The 18,988-nt window shown below is 40.3% G+C and carries 17 protein-coding genes; 7 read left to right on the plus strand and 10 right to left on the minus strand.

Features of this window, described 5'->3' with window-relative positions:
• Positions 1-5: 5 nt before the first annotated feature.
• The 3 genes from ACFSR6_RS02810 to ACFSR6_RS02820 form a co-directional block, all read right to left on the minus strand.
• Positions 6-3,290, minus strand: coding sequence for an efflux RND transporter permease subunit (locus ACFSR6_RS02810; protein ID WP_379074627.1), 3,285 nt, complete (start codon positions 3,288-3,290; stop codon positions 6-8).
• Positions 3,291-3,304: 14 nt separating this feature from the next.
• The gene (locus ACFSR6_RS02815; RefSeq protein WP_379074629.1) at positions 3,305-4,696 is read right to left on the minus strand and encodes a TolC family protein; all 1,392 of its coding nucleotides are present in this window, start codon (positions 4,694-4,696) and stop codon (positions 3,305-3,307) included.
• A 284-nt stretch (positions 4,697-4,980) separates the two neighbouring features.
• Positions 4,981-5,409 carry an SRPBCC family protein gene (locus ACFSR6_RS02820; protein WP_379074632.1) on the minus strand — a complete coding sequence of 143 codons (429 nt, stop codon included), beginning with the start codon at positions 5,407-5,409 and terminating at the stop codon, positions 4,981-4,983.
• Between the two features lie 434 nt (positions 5,410-5,843).
• Between ACFSR6_RS02820 and ACFSR6_RS02825 the strand changes: the two genes are divergently transcribed.
• Both ACFSR6_RS02825 and ACFSR6_RS02830 read left to right on the plus strand, forming a co-directional pair.
• Entirely contained in the window at positions 5,844-6,662 is an 819-nt protein-coding gene (locus ACFSR6_RS02825) for an alpha/beta hydrolase (protein ID WP_379074635.1), read from the plus strand.
• 270 nt (positions 6,663-6,932) lie between these two features.
• The gene (locus ACFSR6_RS02830) at positions 6,933-7,187 is read left to right on the plus strand and encodes a hypothetical protein (RefSeq protein ID WP_183764008.1); all 255 of its coding nucleotides are present in this window, start codon (positions 6,933-6,935) and stop codon (positions 7,185-7,187) included.
• A gap of 187 nt (positions 7,188-7,374) precedes the next feature.
• On the opposite strand, the gene ACFSR6_RS02835 is transcribed toward ACFSR6_RS02830, so the two are convergent.
• A complete protein-coding gene (locus ACFSR6_RS02835; RefSeq protein ID WP_379074638.1) occupies positions 7,375-8,517 on the minus strand; it encodes an epoxide hydrolase family protein in 1,143 nt (380 codons plus the stop codon).
• A 252-nt stretch (positions 8,518-8,769) separates the two neighbouring features.
• Here ACFSR6_RS02835 and ACFSR6_RS02840 point away from each other — a divergent pair, with 252 nt between their 5' ends.
• Together ACFSR6_RS02840 and ACFSR6_RS02845 are read left to right on the plus strand one after the other, a co-directional pair.
• Positions 8,770-9,642, plus strand: coding sequence for an alpha/beta fold hydrolase (locus ACFSR6_RS02840; RefSeq protein WP_379074641.1), 873 nt, complete (start codon positions 8,770-8,772; stop codon positions 9,640-9,642).
• A gap of 41 nt (positions 9,643-9,683) precedes the next feature.
• Complete coding sequence (locus ACFSR6_RS02845) at positions 9,684-10,277, plus strand: dihydrofolate reductase family protein (protein ID WP_379074643.1); 594 nt, start codon at positions 9,684-9,686, stop codon at positions 10,275-10,277.
• 67 nt (positions 10,278-10,344) lie between these two features.
• Here ACFSR6_RS02845 and ACFSR6_RS02850 read toward each other — a convergent pair whose 3' ends face one another.
• From ACFSR6_RS02850 to ACFSR6_RS02865, 4 genes are all read right to left on the minus strand, one after another.
• A complete protein-coding gene (locus tag ACFSR6_RS02850) occupies positions 10,345-11,115 on the minus strand; it encodes a leucine-rich repeat domain-containing protein (protein WP_379074645.1) in 771 nt (256 codons plus the stop codon).
• 52 nt (positions 11,116-11,167) lie between these two features.
• Positions 11,168-11,770 carry a prealbumin-like fold domain-containing protein gene (locus tag ACFSR6_RS02855; RefSeq protein WP_379074648.1) on the minus strand — a complete coding sequence of 201 codons (603 nt, stop codon included), beginning with the start codon at positions 11,768-11,770 and terminating at the stop codon, positions 11,168-11,170.
• 289 nt (positions 11,771-12,059) lie between these two features.
• The gene (locus ACFSR6_RS02860) at positions 12,060-12,824 is read right to left on the minus strand and encodes a hypothetical protein (RefSeq protein ID WP_379074650.1); all 765 of its coding nucleotides are present in this window, start codon (positions 12,822-12,824) and stop codon (positions 12,060-12,062) included.
• On the minus strand, positions 12,821-13,315 hold the full coding sequence (locus ACFSR6_RS02865; protein ID WP_379074652.1) for a MarR family winged helix-turn-helix transcriptional regulator: 495 nt from the start codon (positions 13,313-13,315) through the stop codon (positions 12,821-12,823). The genes ACFSR6_RS02860 and ACFSR6_RS02865 overlap by 4 nt, the downstream gene beginning before the upstream one ends.
• A gap of 381 nt (positions 13,316-13,696) precedes the next feature.
• On the opposite strand from ACFSR6_RS02865, the gene ACFSR6_RS02870 reads away from it, so the two are divergent.
• The 3 genes from ACFSR6_RS02870 to ACFSR6_RS02880 are packed head-to-tail and all read left to right on the plus strand — an operon-like array spanning position 13,697 to position 16,285.
• Entirely contained in the window at positions 13,697-14,554 is an 858-nt protein-coding gene (locus ACFSR6_RS02870; protein ID WP_379074655.1) for a chromate resistance protein ChrB domain-containing protein, read from the plus strand.
• A 47-nt stretch (positions 14,555-14,601) separates the two neighbouring features.
• Positions 14,602-15,114 carry a hypothetical protein gene (locus ACFSR6_RS02875; RefSeq protein WP_379074657.1) on the plus strand — a complete coding sequence of 171 codons (513 nt, stop codon included), beginning with the start codon at positions 14,602-14,604 and terminating at the stop codon, positions 15,112-15,114.
• Position 15,115: 1 nt separating this feature from the next.
• Positions 15,116-16,285, plus strand: a complete 1,170-nt coding sequence (locus ACFSR6_RS02880) for a chromate transporter (RefSeq protein ID WP_379074660.1) — start codon at positions 15,116-15,118, stop codon at positions 16,283-16,285.
• Between the two features lie 53 nt (positions 16,286-16,338).
• Here the strand turns inward: ACFSR6_RS02880 and ACFSR6_RS02885 are convergent, their stop codons facing one another.
• The gene (locus ACFSR6_RS02885) at positions 16,339-16,956 is read right to left on the minus strand and encodes a response regulator (protein WP_379074662.1); all 618 of its coding nucleotides are present in this window, start codon (positions 16,954-16,956) and stop codon (positions 16,339-16,341) included.
• Between the two features lie 8 nt (positions 16,957-16,964).
• The gene (locus ACFSR6_RS02890) at positions 16,965-18,905 is read right to left on the minus strand and encodes a tetratricopeptide repeat-containing sensor histidine kinase (RefSeq protein ID WP_379074665.1); all 1,941 of its coding nucleotides are present in this window, start codon (positions 18,903-18,905) and stop codon (positions 16,965-16,967) included.
• Between the last annotated feature and the right edge of the window lie 83 nt (positions 18,906-18,988).

Below are 18,988 nucleotides of genomic sequence, written 5' to 3' on the forward strand. Positions count from 1 at the left end.
TAAATTTATTCGTTTTCTGCTAAACCTTTAATATAATGGATGCTGTCTTTATCTTCCGGATCGAGCGACATCGAATCAGTTGTCTGTTTGCCTTGAACCCATGCAAATACCAATGGCAATATAATCAATACAGCGAATGTTGAAGCCAATAAACCGCCAATAACTGCTCTGCCCAGGGGCGAAACTGCCCCACCACCTTCACCATGCCCGATGGCCATTGGCAACATGCCCGCAACCATGGCAATACTGGTCATGATAATTGGGCGTATACGTAAAGCGGCCGCCTCGCGCGCTGATTGAAGTGCATTGCCATTGTGTTTCCTTAATTGCTCTGCATTGGTGATCAGTAATACCGCATTGGCAATGGAAACCCCAACCGACATGATGATACCCATGTACGATTGAAGGTTTAAAGTTGATCCGGTAATGGTTAATAACAGCAACGAACCTAAAATTACCGCAGGTACCGCAGTTAAAATAACCAGTGGAATCTTAAACGATTGGAAATTGGCCGATAACATCAGGAAAATAACCACAATGGCCACAAACAAACCAGATTGCAAACTATCTAAGGTATCGTTCAATACTTTGCTTAATCCAATTGGGATAACGTTTAGCCCCCTGGGTAGTTCCCCAACGGCCTTTATGGCTTTATCAACATCTTTTGATGCCGTTCCCAGATCGGTATGGTAAAGGTTAGCTGTTACCGACAAGAAAGGCATGGCGCCAATGTTATCATTTTCGCCGGCAGTGGTATCAGGGGTAATTTTAGCTACATCGCTCAATACCGGTCGGGTGGCGTTTTTAAGCAATGGGATCTCCCCGATATCATCTTTACTGGTCATCTGGTTAAGTGGCACCTGTACCTGTACGTTATAAGGTAAAGCCGCCTTTTCATCCAGCCAGATATTTTTATCTGTATAACGCGATGATGAGGTTGAAGCAATCAACGATCTCGAAATATCAGCCATATCTACACCGATCTGCGCCGCACGTGTTCTGTCGATATCGATATTTAAAGATGGATATTTGATCGGCTGGGCAATCTGCACATCGCGCATATACGGGATCTGCTTCAGCTCTGCCAGGATCTTATTGGCATATTTCTCATTCAGTTTTTTGTTTTTACCGGCAATACGTACCTCAACAGGGGTAGGAGAGCCCTGGCTTAATACTTTATCGGTTAATTCGATAGGCTCGAACGAAAGTTTAACATCTGGTAAAAGCTTTTTGATCTTATCCCTGAATTGATCTTTAAAATCGTCCATGTCTTCTTCAAAATCCTTTAAACTCACCTGGAAAACAGCTTCGTGCGGACCCGCCATATATTGATAAATCGGGTTTACAGAGAACTGCGAAGGGTGTTGGCCTACGTACACGGAAGAAATACCCACATGCTCTGCACCAACCATTTTTTTAAGTTCGGCCAGTACCAAATTGGCTTTCTCTTCGGTACGCTCTAACCGGGTTCCGTCGGGTGCACGCAAACGCAACTGGAACTGGCTTGAATTAACACGTGGTAAAACATCACGGCCAATATTGGCCAATAACAATGCGGCCAGGCCGATAACAATAGCCAGATAAATTAAAACAACAGATTTTCTATAAGGCAATATCCTGTCAAGAAAGCGGATAAAACGGTTCCTGAAACGGTCGAAAATGCCAATTTTACCGTCTCCGCTAAAGTCTTCGCGCTCAACCAGTATCTTTTTTTGGTTCAGGGTATCTTTCTCGGTTTCAATTTCAATTCCAGTCGCTTTAAAATCAGCCTCGTCCTGTGTAATGCCCGGGTGATGTTCAGCTCCCTTTTTAGGGTGTGCAATCATCAGCCAGTTGGCCATAATTGGTACAAAAGTTTGCGATAATAAAAATGAAACGACCATCGAGAAGCCGATTGCCAGGGCCAGCGGTAAGAATAAAGCACCTGGTATTCCAGACATGGTAAAGGCAGGTGCAAATACGGCCAGGATACAGAAAAGAATTAACAATTTAGGAAAGGCGATTTCTTTACAGGCATCCCATATGGCAAGTGCTTTTGGTTTGCCCATATCAAAATGCTGGTGGATGTTTTCTATTGTAACCGTCGATTCATCTACCAGGATACCGATGGCCAAAGCCAATCCGCTCAAAGTCATGATATTGATCGTTTGTCCGAATAACTTAAGGAACAGTACCCCCGCTATAATGGAAGTTGGAATGGTAAGTATCACAATTAAGGCTGCGCGTTTATCGCCAAGGAAAAGCAATACCATCAAACCCGTTAAAATGGCACCAATGGCACCTTCACTGATCAAACTCTTTACAGAATTGATTACGTACACCGATTGGTCGAACTCATAAGAGAGCTTAACATCTTCAGGTAGTGTATTCTGGATATTGGGCAGGTTTTTCTTCAGGTTTTTAACCACATCCCAGGTAGAAGCATCGCCTGATTTTGCAATACTCAAATATACCGAGCGTTTACCATTAACCAGGGCGTAACCCTGAACCAGGTCGGCACCGTCTTTTACAGTGGCTACATCGCGGAGCTGAAGATTTTGTACACTGCCTTTAAATAAAGGGATATTTTCAAAATCCTTTACTTTTTTGATGGTATAATTGGTAGGGGTAAGGTAGTTTTTATCGCCAATCCTGACGTTTCCGGAAGGGGCAGTCTGGTTATTTAGCCTGATGGCCTCTACCACCTGATCTACAGTTAAGTTATGAGAACGGAGCAATGAAGGGTTAACATTGATTTCTATTGTCCGCGGACTACCCCCAAACGGGGCAGGAGAAAGTAAGCCCGGAATGGCCGAGAAACTCGGGCGTACATAGGTGTTTGCCAAATCCTGCAGTTCGTTATTGGTACGGATCGGGCTGCTCAATACCAATTGGCCAACAGGCAGCGAAGAAGCATCAAAACGGATTACGAAAGGTGGCTGCGAACCCGGCGGGAAAATGGCCTGTGCCCGGGTAGAGAGGGCACTCAGCTCTGCCGCTGCCTGTGCCATGTTAGTACCTTCGTAATATGTTAATTTCATGAGCATTAAGCCCTGGGTATTTTTGGTTTCGATACTTTTAATACCGTTTGCAAAAAGCAGGATGTTAACGTATTGCTTACCGAAATAAGCCTCCATCTGATCTGGTGTATAACCGCCAAAGGGGTGGGCAATATAAATAACCGGAAGGTTCATCTGCGGCAGGATATCCACCTTGATCTGGTTGATGGCCCCGATACCGAAAAAGAACAATCCTGCTACTAAAACTAAGATGGATATGGGTTTGCGGAGGGCGAAACGTATTAAATTCATTTTATATAGCCAGATTAAAATTCATTGATAAATATGTCGTAGTTGCCCAAAGCTGCCGATTTTAGCAGCAAAGCCTGCCAAACGTTGGTAAAAGCAATATCCCGGTCAGTCTCGGCACGGTTTAATGTAAAAAGCGCCTGGGTAAGATCAACCAGGGTGGTTAAACCATTTTTGTAGAGCGTATTTTTTTGCAGATAGGCATCTGATGCGGCTTTAACCTGTATGGGGGCTTCCTTATAATTGGCAAGTGCATTGTTCAGCTTGGTTTCTGCTAAGGCCAATTGCGCCTTTAGCTGCTGATCGGCCAAATTATATTCTTCCTTTAAGCCCTGGCTAATGTACTGTTGTGCACGTACTTGCGGGCGGTTTTTAAGCAGGGTCGACAAATTCCAGGTCATTCCTATGCCAATCAAATAGTTGCCACGGGTGGGGTTAATACCATCGGCATAACTGGTAGAATAAGCGCTCTGATCGAGGGCATAACCTGGACTAAAACCTGAACCCTTGCCCTGCATTACGCCAAAGAAAGTAAAGGTTGGGTAATAAAGCTTTTTGAAATAGCTGACCTGCTGATCGCTTACCTCTATCCGGTTCTGGTAGAACTTTAAAAGCGGATGTGTACTTTTAACTACGGTATCTTCCAGCAGGTTGCCCGGAATGTGGGTAATGGAGGCTGTGTCCAAATCGTAAGAAGTCGCTGTTAGGCCCATCAGTAAACCTAAACGGTTCGCCTGTTCCTGCTCAAGATCCTTTGCTTTTGTTAAGGCAATTCTGGCGTTCGAAACCTCTGCTTTGGCAAATGAAGAATCTACACCGGCAATGAGTCCGTTTTTTGCCCTTATAATGGCGGTATTCTGAAAAGTAATGGCACGTTCGAGGTTTTTCTGTTGCGATTTGGTTAACCTCTGTGCAGCCAGGAGATTCAGGTAAGCGGCCGAAACACGGATTTCCTGTTGAAATTTTTCCTGTTCCAGGTCGTTTTTATCTCTTTCATAGGCGGCACTGGCCACTTTTACCCGGTCTCTGATTCTTCCAAAGGTGAAAAAATCCCAGTTTACATTGGCCAGATAAAGTCCGCCGAAAGCAGCGTTCCAATTTTGTTTAGCTAAAGCCGGACCAGCTGAAGCCACTCCCAAACCACCCAAACCATACTGGGGGCCGTTTTGTCCGTTAATGGTTCCGTAATCCTGTTGGGCACTTAAACTTAAATTGGGCAGGTACTCTCTTTTGGCCTGCAGGACAGAAGATTTTGATGCCTCTGCATAGTTGTTTTTGGCCCTGATGGTGCCATAATTAGTAATTGCGGTGCTAACGGCCTGTTTAAGGGTTAGTGTTTGGGCATTAACACCCACAGATAGACTAATAAATAATAGAACTAAAAAATAAGATAAAGATATACGGTACATAGTGTATAATTTACACAGCAAATGTAAATTATGGACGGAACATCAAAGTATTTGGTTCAAATCAAAAATTATGCGAATCAAATAATAATCGAAATGTTACTTAATGACCTATAAAAACGACGTTTTAACCAATATTTAGTCGTGATTTATCGCACTATGCTTTAAAATAAGACAAAAGGATTACAAAAAATCGCCATTTCGAACGGAGTGCAACGAAGTCGGGAACATGTCCGGGGATAGATCTCTCCGCTCCACTGCATTCCGGTCGAGATGACGCCGTTTATTTAAAGTACTCCCTCTTCTTCTGTATAGTTTTTAAAATTATCCAAAATGGCCTGCCATCCGCCACGTTGCATTTCAATAGGATTGGTTGATTCGGGATCAAAAGTTTCAATGATCCTGGTTTGTTCGCTAAGCGCTTCGAAAAGGATGCTTACTTTCCTGCCATCTTCCAAACTGTACTCAATTTTTTTATGGGTATCGACAGTGGTATAGGTTCCGCCAAAATCGAAACTCATGCTGCCATCTTTCGCCGCCATGGTGCTTTTAAATTTACCGCCAACTTTTAAGTCGTTTTCAGAATAAGGGGTATGCCAATCGGGCGAAGCAAAACTCCATTTGGTAATGTGATCGGGATTATTCCAAAATTCCCAAACTTTTTCTACTGGTGCATTTACTGTGGTTTCTACAGTGATCGGTGTTGTATTTTCCATTTTCTCTTTCTTTAATATTTATGAAGTAAAGTTATACGAACTTTTACATCCCAAAAAGAGCAAATGCGACAAATTAGGGGGTGGAATAACACGGATAGTAAGATAGGTGTTTGTTCATGTGGATCTATAAATCTGAACTCCACAATTAATTTATTTAATAAGAAAATATTTTATAAATGCCCGTAACCAGACCAATTCGTCATGCTGATATATTTTACACGTAGAAACAGTGTTTTCAATTGCCTTGTAGCTATACGTGGTCAGCATCTTTTTGGCAGGAAAGACCCTGAAATAAATTACCTTCGGTGAGCTCGCCAATGCCCGGTTCAGGATGACGATCGCTTTAAATTAAAAAAGCCGATTTAAGCTGATAAAGAATGTGGAGTTATTTTATAAATTTAGCGTTGTATTGTTTCACTACATAAGAATTATCCATGAAGAATTGTTTTTTATTTACAATATGCCTGTTTTTGTTTGCTCAAATAGCCAGCGCTGCCGAAGTAGATACTGCCCTGACCTATAGCAAATCGATGAAAAAAAATATCAAGGCAGTTGTAATTAAACCCGATGCTTATAAAAATGGCAACAACTTTCCTGTAATGTACCTGCTCCATGGGGCAGGTGGCAGTTATGCCGAATGGGTAAATAAAGTACCGGCAATCAAAAATCTGGCAGATCAGTATCAGTTTATTATTGTATGTCCCGATGGAAATGTAACCAGCTGGTATTTCGATAGTCCGGTTGATCCGGAATGGAAGTACGAAACCTATGTTGCCAAAGAACTGGTAGACTATGTAGATAAGCATTATAAGACTATTGCAGAGAAAAAGGGAAGGGCCATAACGGGTTTAAGTATGGGCGGCCATGGGGCACTTTATCTGGCATTTAAACACCAGGATGTTTTTGGTGCCGCGGGCAGCATGAGTGGTGGGGTTGATATTAAACCTTTCCCTAACGGATGGAATATTCCGCAAAGATTAGGGCCGGAAGATGAATTCCAGGAACGTTGGAAACAGCATAGCGTGATCGATCTTGTTTACCTGGTTAAACCAAAATCGTTAGCCCTTACCATCGATTGTGGTGTGGATGATTTTTTCTATAAAGTTAATATGCGTTTGCATGATGAGCTATTGTATAATAATATTCCGCACGATTTTACCACAAGACCAGGTGCCCATAATTGGGAATATTGGGCAAACTCCATCAAATTTCAGAGTGTGTTTATGAGTAATTTCTTTGCGCAAAATCGCTAAGCTGCAAATGAGGCTAGCAGTTATTGGAGCCGGTTTGCGAATGTTGATGGTAAAATCTCTTGGGTGATAAATTTGGCATAGCAGGCCGAACTCATAATTATGGATGTGATTAGTGAGTTATCTCTGAGCAGGTTACAGGCTGAGCTTTGATCAGTATCTTATTTAAGTCGAAAATTAACTTTTAGATTACATGAAAAATAAAGACTTAACCTATTTTTGGCCGTTCTCGAAATGTTATTCATCAAGCAGGAAACAAAGATTAAAACCAAAATGAAGTACTTAGTCAAAGAAATCAGTGAGGGGAATTGCGATATCACGTTATTGCCGGAAAATCTGAACGACAGAAATCTTTTAGCCGAAACTACCAAAAACCTTCAGCACGATTATCAAGAAACTATCCAGGCACATTACGAACATGCCTTGAAAAACCAGGTCCACGGAAATGCAGCATTTGTATCCTTAAATAATGAGGAGAGCAATTATCCGAAAAGAGTAAACGTAAATTATCAGATCATCCTAAGCTAAATATTGTATTTTTCTGAACAAGGCTGTATCAAAAGGTATAATTTTATGTCTAATTTGTCACGTTGAGCCTGTCGAAACGCCTTTAGGCATTGAAGAGAGGTTCTTCGATAAGCTCAGGATGACATTAAAAACTTATGATACAGCCTTTTTTATTTTACCGCTTAACCAATCATGCCGTTAAATTTTTCTATAAACTATAGAAAAAGCTGCGGAGCTCGTTTGCCCAGGCATCGGGCACTTCCAAAGCAGCGAAATGTCCGCCTTTTTCCATTTTGTTAAACCGCTTTACATTAACCATGCGTTGTGCCCATTCTATTGGTACCGGTGCCTCGGCAGGAAATAGGCTTACTCCTGCAGGCGTTTGCACATATTCTGCCGAAGGTGAAGGCTGGCCCGACCATGCTGCTCTTGCATTTTCGAGGTAAGTACGGATAGATGTATTAATACTTTGGCTTACCCAGTAAATCATGATATTCGTAATCAGTTCATCTTTGGTAAAGCTATTTTCAATATTGCCCTTGGTATCGCTCCAGCTGTTAAATTTTTCAATTATCCACGCGGCCAGCCCAGCAGGCGAATCGTTAAGTCCATAGCCCAATGTTTGTGGTTTTGTAGATTGGATCATATTATAGGCACCTTCGGTATACCACCAATGTTGGATAAATTGGCCGAATTTCTGTTCGGCAGCCGACATGGTAGACCAATCTTCCTGTCCGTTAGGGTAGCCTACATCAGTGAGGTGGATGGCTATAACCCGATCAGGTTGCTGGTTCGCAAGCGATTTGGTTACAATTGCACCAATATCGCCTCCGGCAGCATAATATTGGTCATAGCCCAAAATCCCAGTCATTAATTTTGCCCATAAAGCGGCCACCTTATCGGTATTGAGTGCCACGCGGTCTGAAAAACCGAAGCCAGGTAAAGAAGGTATAACCAGGTCAAAAGATTGTTCGCTGTCGTCACCCAAACTTTCAGGTTCACTTAATAAAGGTATTACCTTATGAAAGCGGTAAAAACTATCTGGCCAGCCATGGGTAAGCAAAAGTGGTTTCGGATTTTTGCCCTTGCCTTTAACATGGATGAAATGGATGTTAATGCCATCTATTTCAACTTTAAAGTGGGGGAACCCATTCAGTGTTGATTCATGTTTACGCCAATCATAATCGTTTTGCCAATAGGTTAGCAGTTCCTTTAAATAATTAAGGTTGGTGCCATAATTCCACTCGGCTCCTTCCGGTTCATCTGGCCAGCGCGTGTGCTGTAAGCGGCTTTGGAGATCGTTAAGTACGGTTTCACCGACTTCGATTTTAAACGGTGTGATGTTTTTCATAGTCTGGTTTTTATAGGTGAAAATGTATTCTAAAAATATGAAATTGTATTCATGTTTTAAACCAGAATGGTGATGTAAATTTATTAAACTGTTTAATATTCAGTTTGTTAAGTGTTTTAACGGAAAGCTTATTATTGATAATGGTTATTGCTGTCGGAATTTGCCCCCTAAGTTGTCGTTTCCTCACGCGATCAAATTCTGAAATCAACTCCATATTTGTATGGTCAAAAAAAAATAAAACTAAAAAACGATATGAAAAACTTATTTAACACCAGCAATATCCTCAAATCTATACTGCTTATTGCAGTGGTTACATTGAGTGTATCGCGATTAAACGCACAGATCAAACCTGCTAACAGCGGTTATGTGCCGGTTAACGGTACCAAAGTTTATTATGAAGTATACGGCAACGGTAAGCCCCTGGTGCTGCTGCACGGTGCATTTATGACCATTGGCATGAACTGGGGCGAATTAATCCCGGAACTGTCTAAAACCAGGAAAGTAATTGCCATCGAATTACAGGGGCACGGACATACCCCATATTCGGAAAGAAAATTGTCACATAGCACTTTGGCAAACGATGTGGTTAAGGTACTGGATTACCTTAAAATTGACAGCGCTGATGTGGTGGGTTATAGTTTTGGTGGTGCTATTGCTTACGAATTTGCTATACAAAGCCCTAAACGCCTGAGCAAGCTGGTGATTATTTCTTCGACTTATAAAAGCGCAGGATGGCTGCCCGAAATCAACAATGCATTTAAAAACATGAAACCCGAACTTTTTGAGAACAGCCCGATGAAAACCGCTTATGATGCCGTTGCGCCTGATAAAACAAAATGGATCCCGTTTTTAAAACAGATGATGGCATCAGCCGCAGAGCCATTTGACGTCGGTGAAACCAATATTTCTAAAATTACTGCACCAGTATTAATTATTGCAGGTGATAACGACGGTCTGGATAAAATTGAACTGGCCAAGACCTATCAATTGCTGGGTGGTGGCAAAGTGGCCGATTTTGGGGTAATGCCAAAATCTCAGCTGGCCATTGTTCCGGGACAGGGACATGTGAGCCTGATGACGCAGACCAAAACAATTTTGAGTTACCTGAATGGTTTTTTAAAATAAATCATTAAAGAATAATAAGTTTAACTATAAATCGAAACGATATGAGAAAGATAACGGTTTTAACCATGGTTACACTAGACGGTGTAATGCAGGCACCAGGTGGTCCTGAAGAAGATACATCGGGTGGCTTTAAATACGGCGGCTGGACTGCTTCTTACGGCGATGAGGTTTTTGGCAAGATTATGCAGGAAGAGTTAAAACCTGCCGACTATCTTTTGGGTAGAAAAACGTTTGAAATTTTCGAATCCTACTGGCCTCAGCATGCCGATTTTTGGCCCGGCATTAACGATGGCGCCAAGTATGTGCTGTCAGAAAGCAGGGAAAAATCGGATTGGAAAAATACCAGTTTCCTTAAAAGCGTAGCCGATATCGAAGCACTTAAAAAATCAGAAGGAGCCGATATTCAGGTGTGGGGCAGCAGTGAGTTGATCCAAATATTGCTTAAAAACGACCTGGTAGATGAGCTTCGCCTTAAAATTTACCCGCTAACGCTGGGCCAGGGGAAAAAACTATTCGAAAACGGTGCCATTCCGGCAGCACTCGCCTTAACTGACAGTGTTGTAACACCCAGTGGAATTATTGTGGTGAGTTATAAAAGAGCAGGGGAGGTAAAAACGGGTACTATAGAGGTTTAAGTAAGAAAAACAGGATTTCTTAGTCTTGTCTCCAAAGATTAAGAAATCCTGATAAAACAAATGAAAGTTACCATCTATATTTTTCAATTTTAATAAGTCCGCTAGTATTTAATTGTTTTAAATAATTTCTGCGGTTTATTCCTTCGCAATCGAGTTCCCTAAGCTCAGTAAGTCCGGTTACATCAATTTTTCTTAAAGGATTATCAACAAGACTAACATTTAAGAGTTTGGTACAAGACCTCAGGTCAATTTCTTCTATTAAGTTTCTGCTGAGTCTTAAATCCTGTAATTCAGGTGAGTTACTGACTTTGAACTTTGTGATTTGATTATCCCATAACGATACCTTTACCAATTTAGGTTTATTACTTAAATCGACACTTTGTAAAGTATTCCAGTTTATATCAATTTCCCTTAATTCAGTAAGCCCGGTTAAATCAATAGAAGTTAACAGGTTGTTGTCCATGGCAAGAATTTCAAGTTTGGTACACCCTTTCAATTTTAACTGGGTAATTTCATTTTTGAAGCCATAAACGAATTTTAGATTTTGCATGCCTTCAAGATCAACCGTTTTTAGTTTGTTATCATAAAAGCCAAGATCTTCCAGATTGATGAAATTTTTGATTCCAGCCAATGAAGTAATACCAGCTTTGGTAACGTATAATACTTTAACTTTGGCTGCTTCTGATTTTTGGATGTTACCATCTTTGTTGGTATCAAAGCCTTGTTCAATCAGGGCGTTTTTAAATTTTTCATCAGGGAAAGAGATGGTCTGGGCCTTAGCGCAAGTTGTGCCACAAACAAATAATGCATTTGTTAATAAAATATATAAGCGTTTCATAATGATTTACCTTAATTGTTGTTTTTTAGATAGCTGATGTATTAAAAGAATATTATTTGGCAATGTTTACGGTTATTATCTGCTTATCGCCGGTTATTTCAATAAATTCACCTATTTCTTTTTCATAGGCTGTTGCATCATAGCGCGTTTCAGTTGGTGCATAGCTTCCTCCCATCTGTATCCCCAGGCCATTAACGCTAACAAGAGCAGGGCCGGTTTGGACCACATTCCGGGTTACTTTTTCCCAGGTGACCCAACTTACAATATAATATTTGCCAGGTTTTAAATTGCTGAATGCAAAATTGCCTTTATCGTCTGTGGTTTTTGTTTCTATCCGTGCCATGGCCGCTTCTTTAGTCATGGCCGCCTGCTTTTTTTTACTGTTGTATTTTTTTTTAAGCTCAATATATTCTAAGAGGTGAGGCGTTATCGGATACAAAAGGACTTTATCGCTGAAGCCTGGATAATTTACATAGCCTCTTTTCTTCAGCGAAATACGGCCCTGAATGCTATTGGTTCCTTCTTCGAGCATTTTATAGGCTTCTTCTTTGTTAAAAGTAGCTTCAGGAAGAACGAAATCTGGTTGTTTTTGTGCTTTGCTGATAAATGAAAAAGCAAATGAAAAAACGATAAAACTGCTGATGAACTGTTTCATAATAGTTAATTTTTAGCGTTTACATAATCGATATAAACGACATAAATTGGATTAGTGCTACATTTTTGTGCATTTGAAATCATATAGATTAATTTCCATTCAGGGCCTTATTGTATTGATGACGCCACTTTGATAATTCGTTTAGTTTGCTTTATGAGTTTGCGGTAACAACATTGGTTACAATAAATATCCCAATCTTTTGATTGAGATATAAGGCAATCCAGGAAGAGTATCCCATCATCCTGTGTATTTTCCAAAAGCTGGGCCAACCAACAGAAATGGTATTTCGCTATTCATAAATCACATAGTTTACCTTATCAACACCGGTATTACCTGTTTTTGGATGATAAGCATACAAGGTGAGTTCATAATTTCCGCCATGATCAATTAAATACTCGCCTTCAAAAAGGTTGGTCGAAATCAGCGACATTTTAATTTCCTTTACAAGTTTGCCATCTTTTTTAAGGATCCCATTCACCTCGATTTCTTCAGAATTCCAAACACCTCCTTTTTCTACAACACATCCGCACATCATGACTACATTAGCCTGAAACTGGAAGGGTTTATCTTTAATCGTGTTCAAAGAAATGTATTGATGGGTGCGGGGCTTTAAGATGTCGATGATAAAGCCGGGTATTTCTAAAATAATTCCTTCTCCTACAATGTCTTTTCCTGGAATTAACCATAACTCTGTGCTTACTTTAGCCTGTGCTTGCTTTAAGTTAGAAGGAGAAACTACCTCTATACTAACGAATGTAGGTTCATTAATGTCAATTTTGGCAAGAAAACCTGCAGTTTGTTCGTCGGTTATTGAGCTCTCACGCGTTTTAGGACTTTTCATAATTAGGTCTGTGTTTCCGGTGCTGCCAATCGTTTTGCCTTCTGCTAAAATCTGCTGATTTATCTTGTTCCTGATGATTACATATGCCCCGCCAAGCGAGCTACCAATAAATTTTGCATCCCTTGCCTTTGCTCTTACTATTATTTTTGTCTCCGTTGCGGAACTTATTATGCCTGAAAAAAGAAGTGCAGAGATAAGAATCAGTGTTTTCATAAGTTAGATGATTTTAAGTATTCCTGTTTAAACCTGTTTAGAAAAGAGTTGCTTTTCAACTCTTCGTCAATATTGTCCAGGTACTGCAAGATGGTGAGATCATGAGCTAATAACTTTAAGATTGCCTTTTCGCAACTGTGCCATATCTGCTCCAGTTTTGGCAATATTTCCAGTGCTTTGTCTGACAGCGAAACCATCTGCTTTCGCATGTCTTTACTGTCTTTTTTAACGTTCAGATAGCCTTTTTCGGTCATTTTTTTTACAATAATGGCTACTGAGGGATGGGCATACCCAAGGAGCTCTGCAATAGCCGAAATAGGTAGCTGTTTTTTTTCCTGCAGCAACATAAATATGAGGTACCAATTTGGTTCGATATCAATATCGAACTCTTTATAGAATCTTCTCACGTCATGCGCCATCCGGTCACTGATTCTTTTAAATCTGCTGTCTAATGCTTTATAGCCAAGTTCTCTTATAAGATCTGAATACATTTTCTGGTTATTTTGGGTAAAGATATAAAATATATAGTCAACTATATAGTTAGCTATATATTTTTTTATTGATTAGGCTTTAATGGTATCTATTAAACAAAGCTGTATTCCAAAAGGAGAGAAGTTCTTTAAGGTTATAATTACCAAATAGGTTTTAAATCATCTAAATACCTGCCATTAATATTAGAGCAGGATTAGCTAGAGTGATTGGTGTAAAACACTGAATAAAGTTCTTCATTGGATTGAGCCAGATTAAATTATTATAATAACGTTTAACTATTATCAAATGCCAACCGGAGATACCTCTTTACACGGCAACAAAAAGTTATGGGTAAAACGAATTTGATTGCTAATTTTACCCGCAATAACAGTTGAACCCAGATGAAATGGATTACCCGCGAACGTCCAAAAATTGACCGGATTGCCTGTCCGTGGCTGATTTTGCGCTTTATTGATCCTGATGCTGAAATTATCTATGTGCCTTATGTAGAGGTATTGCAGAAAGCTACTGAACTTAATGCCACACCATTTGATCTGCCCGGGGTGGAGTACTCTCATTATGATGACCGTTGTACTTTTGATTACTTCATCAAAAAACATGGCCTTAAAGATGAAGCTCTGGACAGGATAGCCGCTATTGTTCGTGGGGCGGATACTGACCGCCACGACTTTGCACCGCAGGCAGCAGGGCTTGAAGCGATATTTTCCGGGCTTTCCCACCAGCTATTGGACGACCAGGAATTGTTGAACTTTGGTTTAACCATTTATGATGGACTTTATATATGGGCACAAAAGTTGTATCACTTAAAACATAGCCAGGCAGGCCCGGTAGAGCAATTGTTGTTACAGGTATACCAGCAATACCTCAAAACAGAGAAAGGTAAGAAAGCGCCCGTTTGGGCAAAAGCCCTTAAAGATATGATCCAGGATCAGCTGGATACCAACATGACACTAAGTTTGCAACAGGCCTCAGAGGAACTGGAAATTAACCCAACCTATTTATCGAGAGAGTTCTCTAAATATTTTGATAACATGTCTTTTGGTGAGTACATGCGTAAGCTCCGGATAGACAGGGCCCTTGAACTGATGAAAGATGATAACTATTCATTAACCGATATCGCTTACCTTACCGGCTTTTCAGATCAGAGCCATTTTAACCGGACGTTCAAAAAACAGACGGGACATAACCCGCTGAGCTATCGAAAAAATATCCTGCCAGGTAAAAAAGATACAAATTAGTCAAGTACGTTCTATTTTATGGAGGCAATAGAGCTTAACATTGCCTTATGAATTTATTTAGAACGCTAATCATTTTTTTTATCACCATGCCGGCGGTAATTTTTGCACAAAATGCTGCACCTGCAACAACCTATCCAAAGATTACCGGCTATGTCGGCATCTTGCACCCTATAGCCACTTTCAGCCGTACCGGTACAGATATGAACTTTGATCACCATTATGTGGTGGGTATGCCAACCGGTATAAATATCTGGAAAAGTGCAAAAATTGGCTTTTCAGCAGAATTTGTTCCTACCGTCAGGGTAGAAAACGGGATCAGTAAAATGTCGAACTTTACGTTCCATCCGGGAGTATTGGTAGCTTTGGGTAAAGGCTGGACTTTTGCGGGCCGCGCCGCTTTTGAAACTTCAGGCAGATATGGTTTAACCCCCGTACTGAATAAAACAGTCATCAAAGGCAAATCGGCCAGTATGTTTGCTGCATTGCCCTTACCGGTAAGGTTTGGTAATGACCGTCCGGCTACGTTTACTGTTGGTTTTCAGTTTGGTATAGCGTTCTGACATGATGGGAAGCCCAAAATATACCTTAAAAGAAATCGCCCTTTATTTTCTTAAATTGGGAACCTGGGGATTTGGCGGTCCGGTAGCGCTGGTGGGGTACATGCACCGCGATTTGGTTGAACAAAAACAATGGCTTACCGAAGAAGAATATAAAGAAGGATTGGCATTGGCACAATTGGCACCTGGCCCATTGGCAGCACAATTGGGAATCTACATTGGATTCGTCCATTACGGGCTACTTGGGGCAACACTTACGGGCCTGGCATTTGTACTCCCGTCTTTTATTATGGTGGTGATATTGGGTATGATTTATCAACTCTATGGCGGGATGAGCTGGATGCGTGATGTGTTTTATGGAGTGGGGGCAGCAGTTATCGGTATCATAGCGATCAGTGCCTATAAATTAACCATCAAATCGGTTGGTAAATTAAACCTCCAATCGCTAAAAGTCAACTGGCTTTTATGGGCATTTTATGTTATGGCCATTGCGGTTACCGTAATCACCCAACAGGAACAGATTTTGATTTTTATCGGGTGCGGACTTATTTACATGCTGGTTAAATCGCCTCCCAGGTGGATTAAAGCGTCTGCTATAAACCCTTTGTTTTTATTTGCTGAAACCGGTTTTTGGGATTACTCAAAAACAACACTTATTCAGATTGGTCTCTTCTTTTTAAAAGCCGGCACATTTGTATTTGGCAGTGGGTTGGCTATTGTTCCATTCTTGCATGCCGGTGTTGTTAATGATTTTCATTGGTTAACAGAAAATGAGTTTGTAGATGCCGTTGCGGTGGCCATGATCACCCCGGGCCCGGTAGTGATTACGGTTGGTTTTATCGGTTACCTGGTTAATGGTTTTTTAGGGGCATCTGTAGCTGCATTGGCAACATTTACGCCTTGTTTTCTTTTCACGGTAGTGCTTGCCCCATTTTTTAAAAAGATAGCGAAAAATGCAAGTATTAAAGCCTTTGTTGATGGAATTACGGCTGCTGTTATCGGTGCGCTGGTTGGATCGGTTATCGTTATTGCAGGTAAATCGATTATAGATATTCCTACCGCAGTTATTGCCTTAGCCAGTGGTTGCTCCCTTATTTACATCAGGAAACTACAGGAACCGCAACTGATTGCTGTGGCTGCTGTTTTAGGAGTTGTGATTAAAATGTTGATTTAAGTTTCGGTTTTATCATGATGAAATAGTTTCTTTTTATTTCTGGCAGGCTTTCTTTATTCAAGCAATCCCAGCTTTGTAGCCTTGCCAATTAGCATCGCCGTATTTTTTACATCGAACTTTTCCAGCAGACTTTTGCGATGTGTATTTACCGTTGGCACACTGATAAAGAGTTTTTCTGATATTTGCGCATTGGTTAGTCCTTCTGCAATTAACAGTAACACTTCCTTTTCTCTCCGGGTTATCAGGAGTTGATTAGGTTCAGGTTTTCTCAATGCGCTTAGCACTTCGAAACTATAATATACCTTGCCTTTGAGCACACTATTTATTGCCTCCATTAACTCTTCTTTTGTGGCGTTTTTTAACACATAGCCAGCAGCGCCATTATCGATCATATTTTTGATAATAGTCTGTTGATTAAAAGTGCTTAGGCCAAGTATAGCAATAGAGGGGTATAATTGTTTGACTTCTTTACATAAATCTATTCCACTTTTATCGGGAAGGTTGATATCCATTAAGATTACATCAGGTTCTTGTCGCTTCAAAAAACTTAAGCAAGATACGGCATTGGTGGCATGCCCCATCCAGTCGAGCGTCTTTTCGTTTTGCAACAAAGAGCGGATGCCCTCTATCACCATATAATGATCGTCAACTACAAAAATGCCTATTTTCATCACTTAGATTAAATGTTAATTTCTATCATTATTGAAGTGCCTTTACCCGGTCCAGATTGTAAATCTATTTTACCTTTTAAAAACTCAATACGGTTTTGAATATTTAACCAACCCATCCCGGCAGATTGTTTCAGCAGCTCGGTATCAAAGCCATTTCCATCATCTTCTACAGTAACTGCCAGTAGTTTTTCCTGATCAGATTGGTGGAGCTGTACCAGTACATTTTTGGCATTAGCATGTTTCATTGCATTGTTCAACAGTTCTTGCACAATACGATAGATGGTAATTGACGTGGTTTGCTGGATGTTTGCATTTTGCATCCCCACCGATTGGTAGTTTACATGAAGCACACCGCTACGGTCTATTTCTGCGCAAAATTCTTTCAACGCGGCATCTAATCCATATTTTACTAATATTTCAGGCATCATATTGTGCGCAACACGTCGCATTTCTTTAATGGAACTATCCAACATATCTATGCTGCGTTCAAAAGCATGTACATTGTCAGGGGTCATAATTAAGTTTTCTTTCATATTGCTTAATGAAAATTTTATACCGCTTAACATGCCGCCTAATCCATCATGCAGGTCTTTGGCAAGACGCGTACGCTCTTGCTCTTCACCTTTTAATATACCCTCCGTGGCCGTCAGCAGTTTTTCGGTTTCTAATTCGTCAATTTTTGCTTGTTGTAGTTTTTGGCGGTGTTTATAGTTACGATAGGCCAATACTGATATAATCAAAATCGCTGATACGCCGCCCAACAATACATAATTCAAAATATTTTTTCGTTTGATATCGGCCTGTTGCAGCCTTATTTGCGATTCTTTCTTTTGTGTTTCGTATTTTTTTTCGAGATCGGATGACTGTTGAGCTAAAATACTCTGGTTATAATTATCTGAAAAATCTTCTGATGCTTTCTCAAAGTCGTAAGCTTTTTTCGGCTGTCCCATAGCAAAATACACATCCGCTAAAAGATTCTGTACATCTGCTATTCCCTGTTTATCTTCTGTTTTTTCTCTGAGTGCTAAAGCCTGTAATAAGTTATTTTCAGCTTCTTTATTTTGGCCAAGTTGTAAATAGATCGAACCAATGGCAGCCAAGACATTCGATTGAATACTTTTATCGCTAATTTCTTTAGAAATTGCCAAACATTGTTCGCCGTAAGTAAGCGCATCATTTAGGTTATTGGTTCGCAGGTTAACCGAACACAGGTTATAAAGTGCGTAAACTTCTACTCTTTTATCACCCGCTTGTTTTGCCATTCTGACAACTTCGTTTGAAATCTTGATGGATTTATCAAATGCTTTAATGAGGTTGTATGTTTGGGCAAGATTATAAGATTGTATCATTACCCTGCTTTTATCGCCCATTGCCTTTGCTAAATCAATTGCTTTTTGCCCATAAATAACAGCCTTATCAAATTCCGTACGCGAAAAATATAATCTTTGTAATGCCGCATAAGCATCTTGTAGCAAGCCCCGATCGTTCATCCGTTCCGCAATACTCAGCCCCTTGAGGCAATAAGCTACTCCATTTTTATTATCGCCATTATTGTCATATACTTCCCCAAGAGTTAAATAACCAGCAGCAATATTGAAAGAGTCTTTAGTACTTTCTGCAAACTGAACAAGGCTTTTAGATTTTTCAAGTGCGAGGCCGTCTTTTCCTTCAATCCTGATAAGTGATATTTCACTTGTAAGCGACTTAAAAAGCCCTTTATTATACTTAAGTTTTTTACTGAGGTTTATTGCTTCTGAACAATATTTATAGGCAGAGGCAATATCATTATTTTTATTAGCCTTGGTTAGTTTTATAAGTAAAGAAACCCTTGATGTATCTTCTTTTGACAACTTCAGCAACCTTTTAAGACTATCAATTTTTTGTAGGTCTTGGCTATAGCTATTTAGAAAACACAGTAGTATGAATAGGCTTGTGACTAGTTTTTTCATGGAGCGCAAATTAGGTATAGTGGTTTTTGTTTCTTATCATCTTTTTTAATGGTTTTTTAAAAAAGCTAAGGCTGTCTCTACAG

The organism is Pedobacter vanadiisoli (genome assembly GCF_042684385.1).
Lineage (GTDB): Bacteria > Bacteroidota > Bacteroidia > Sphingobacteriales > Sphingobacteriaceae > Pedobacter > Pedobacter vanadiisoli.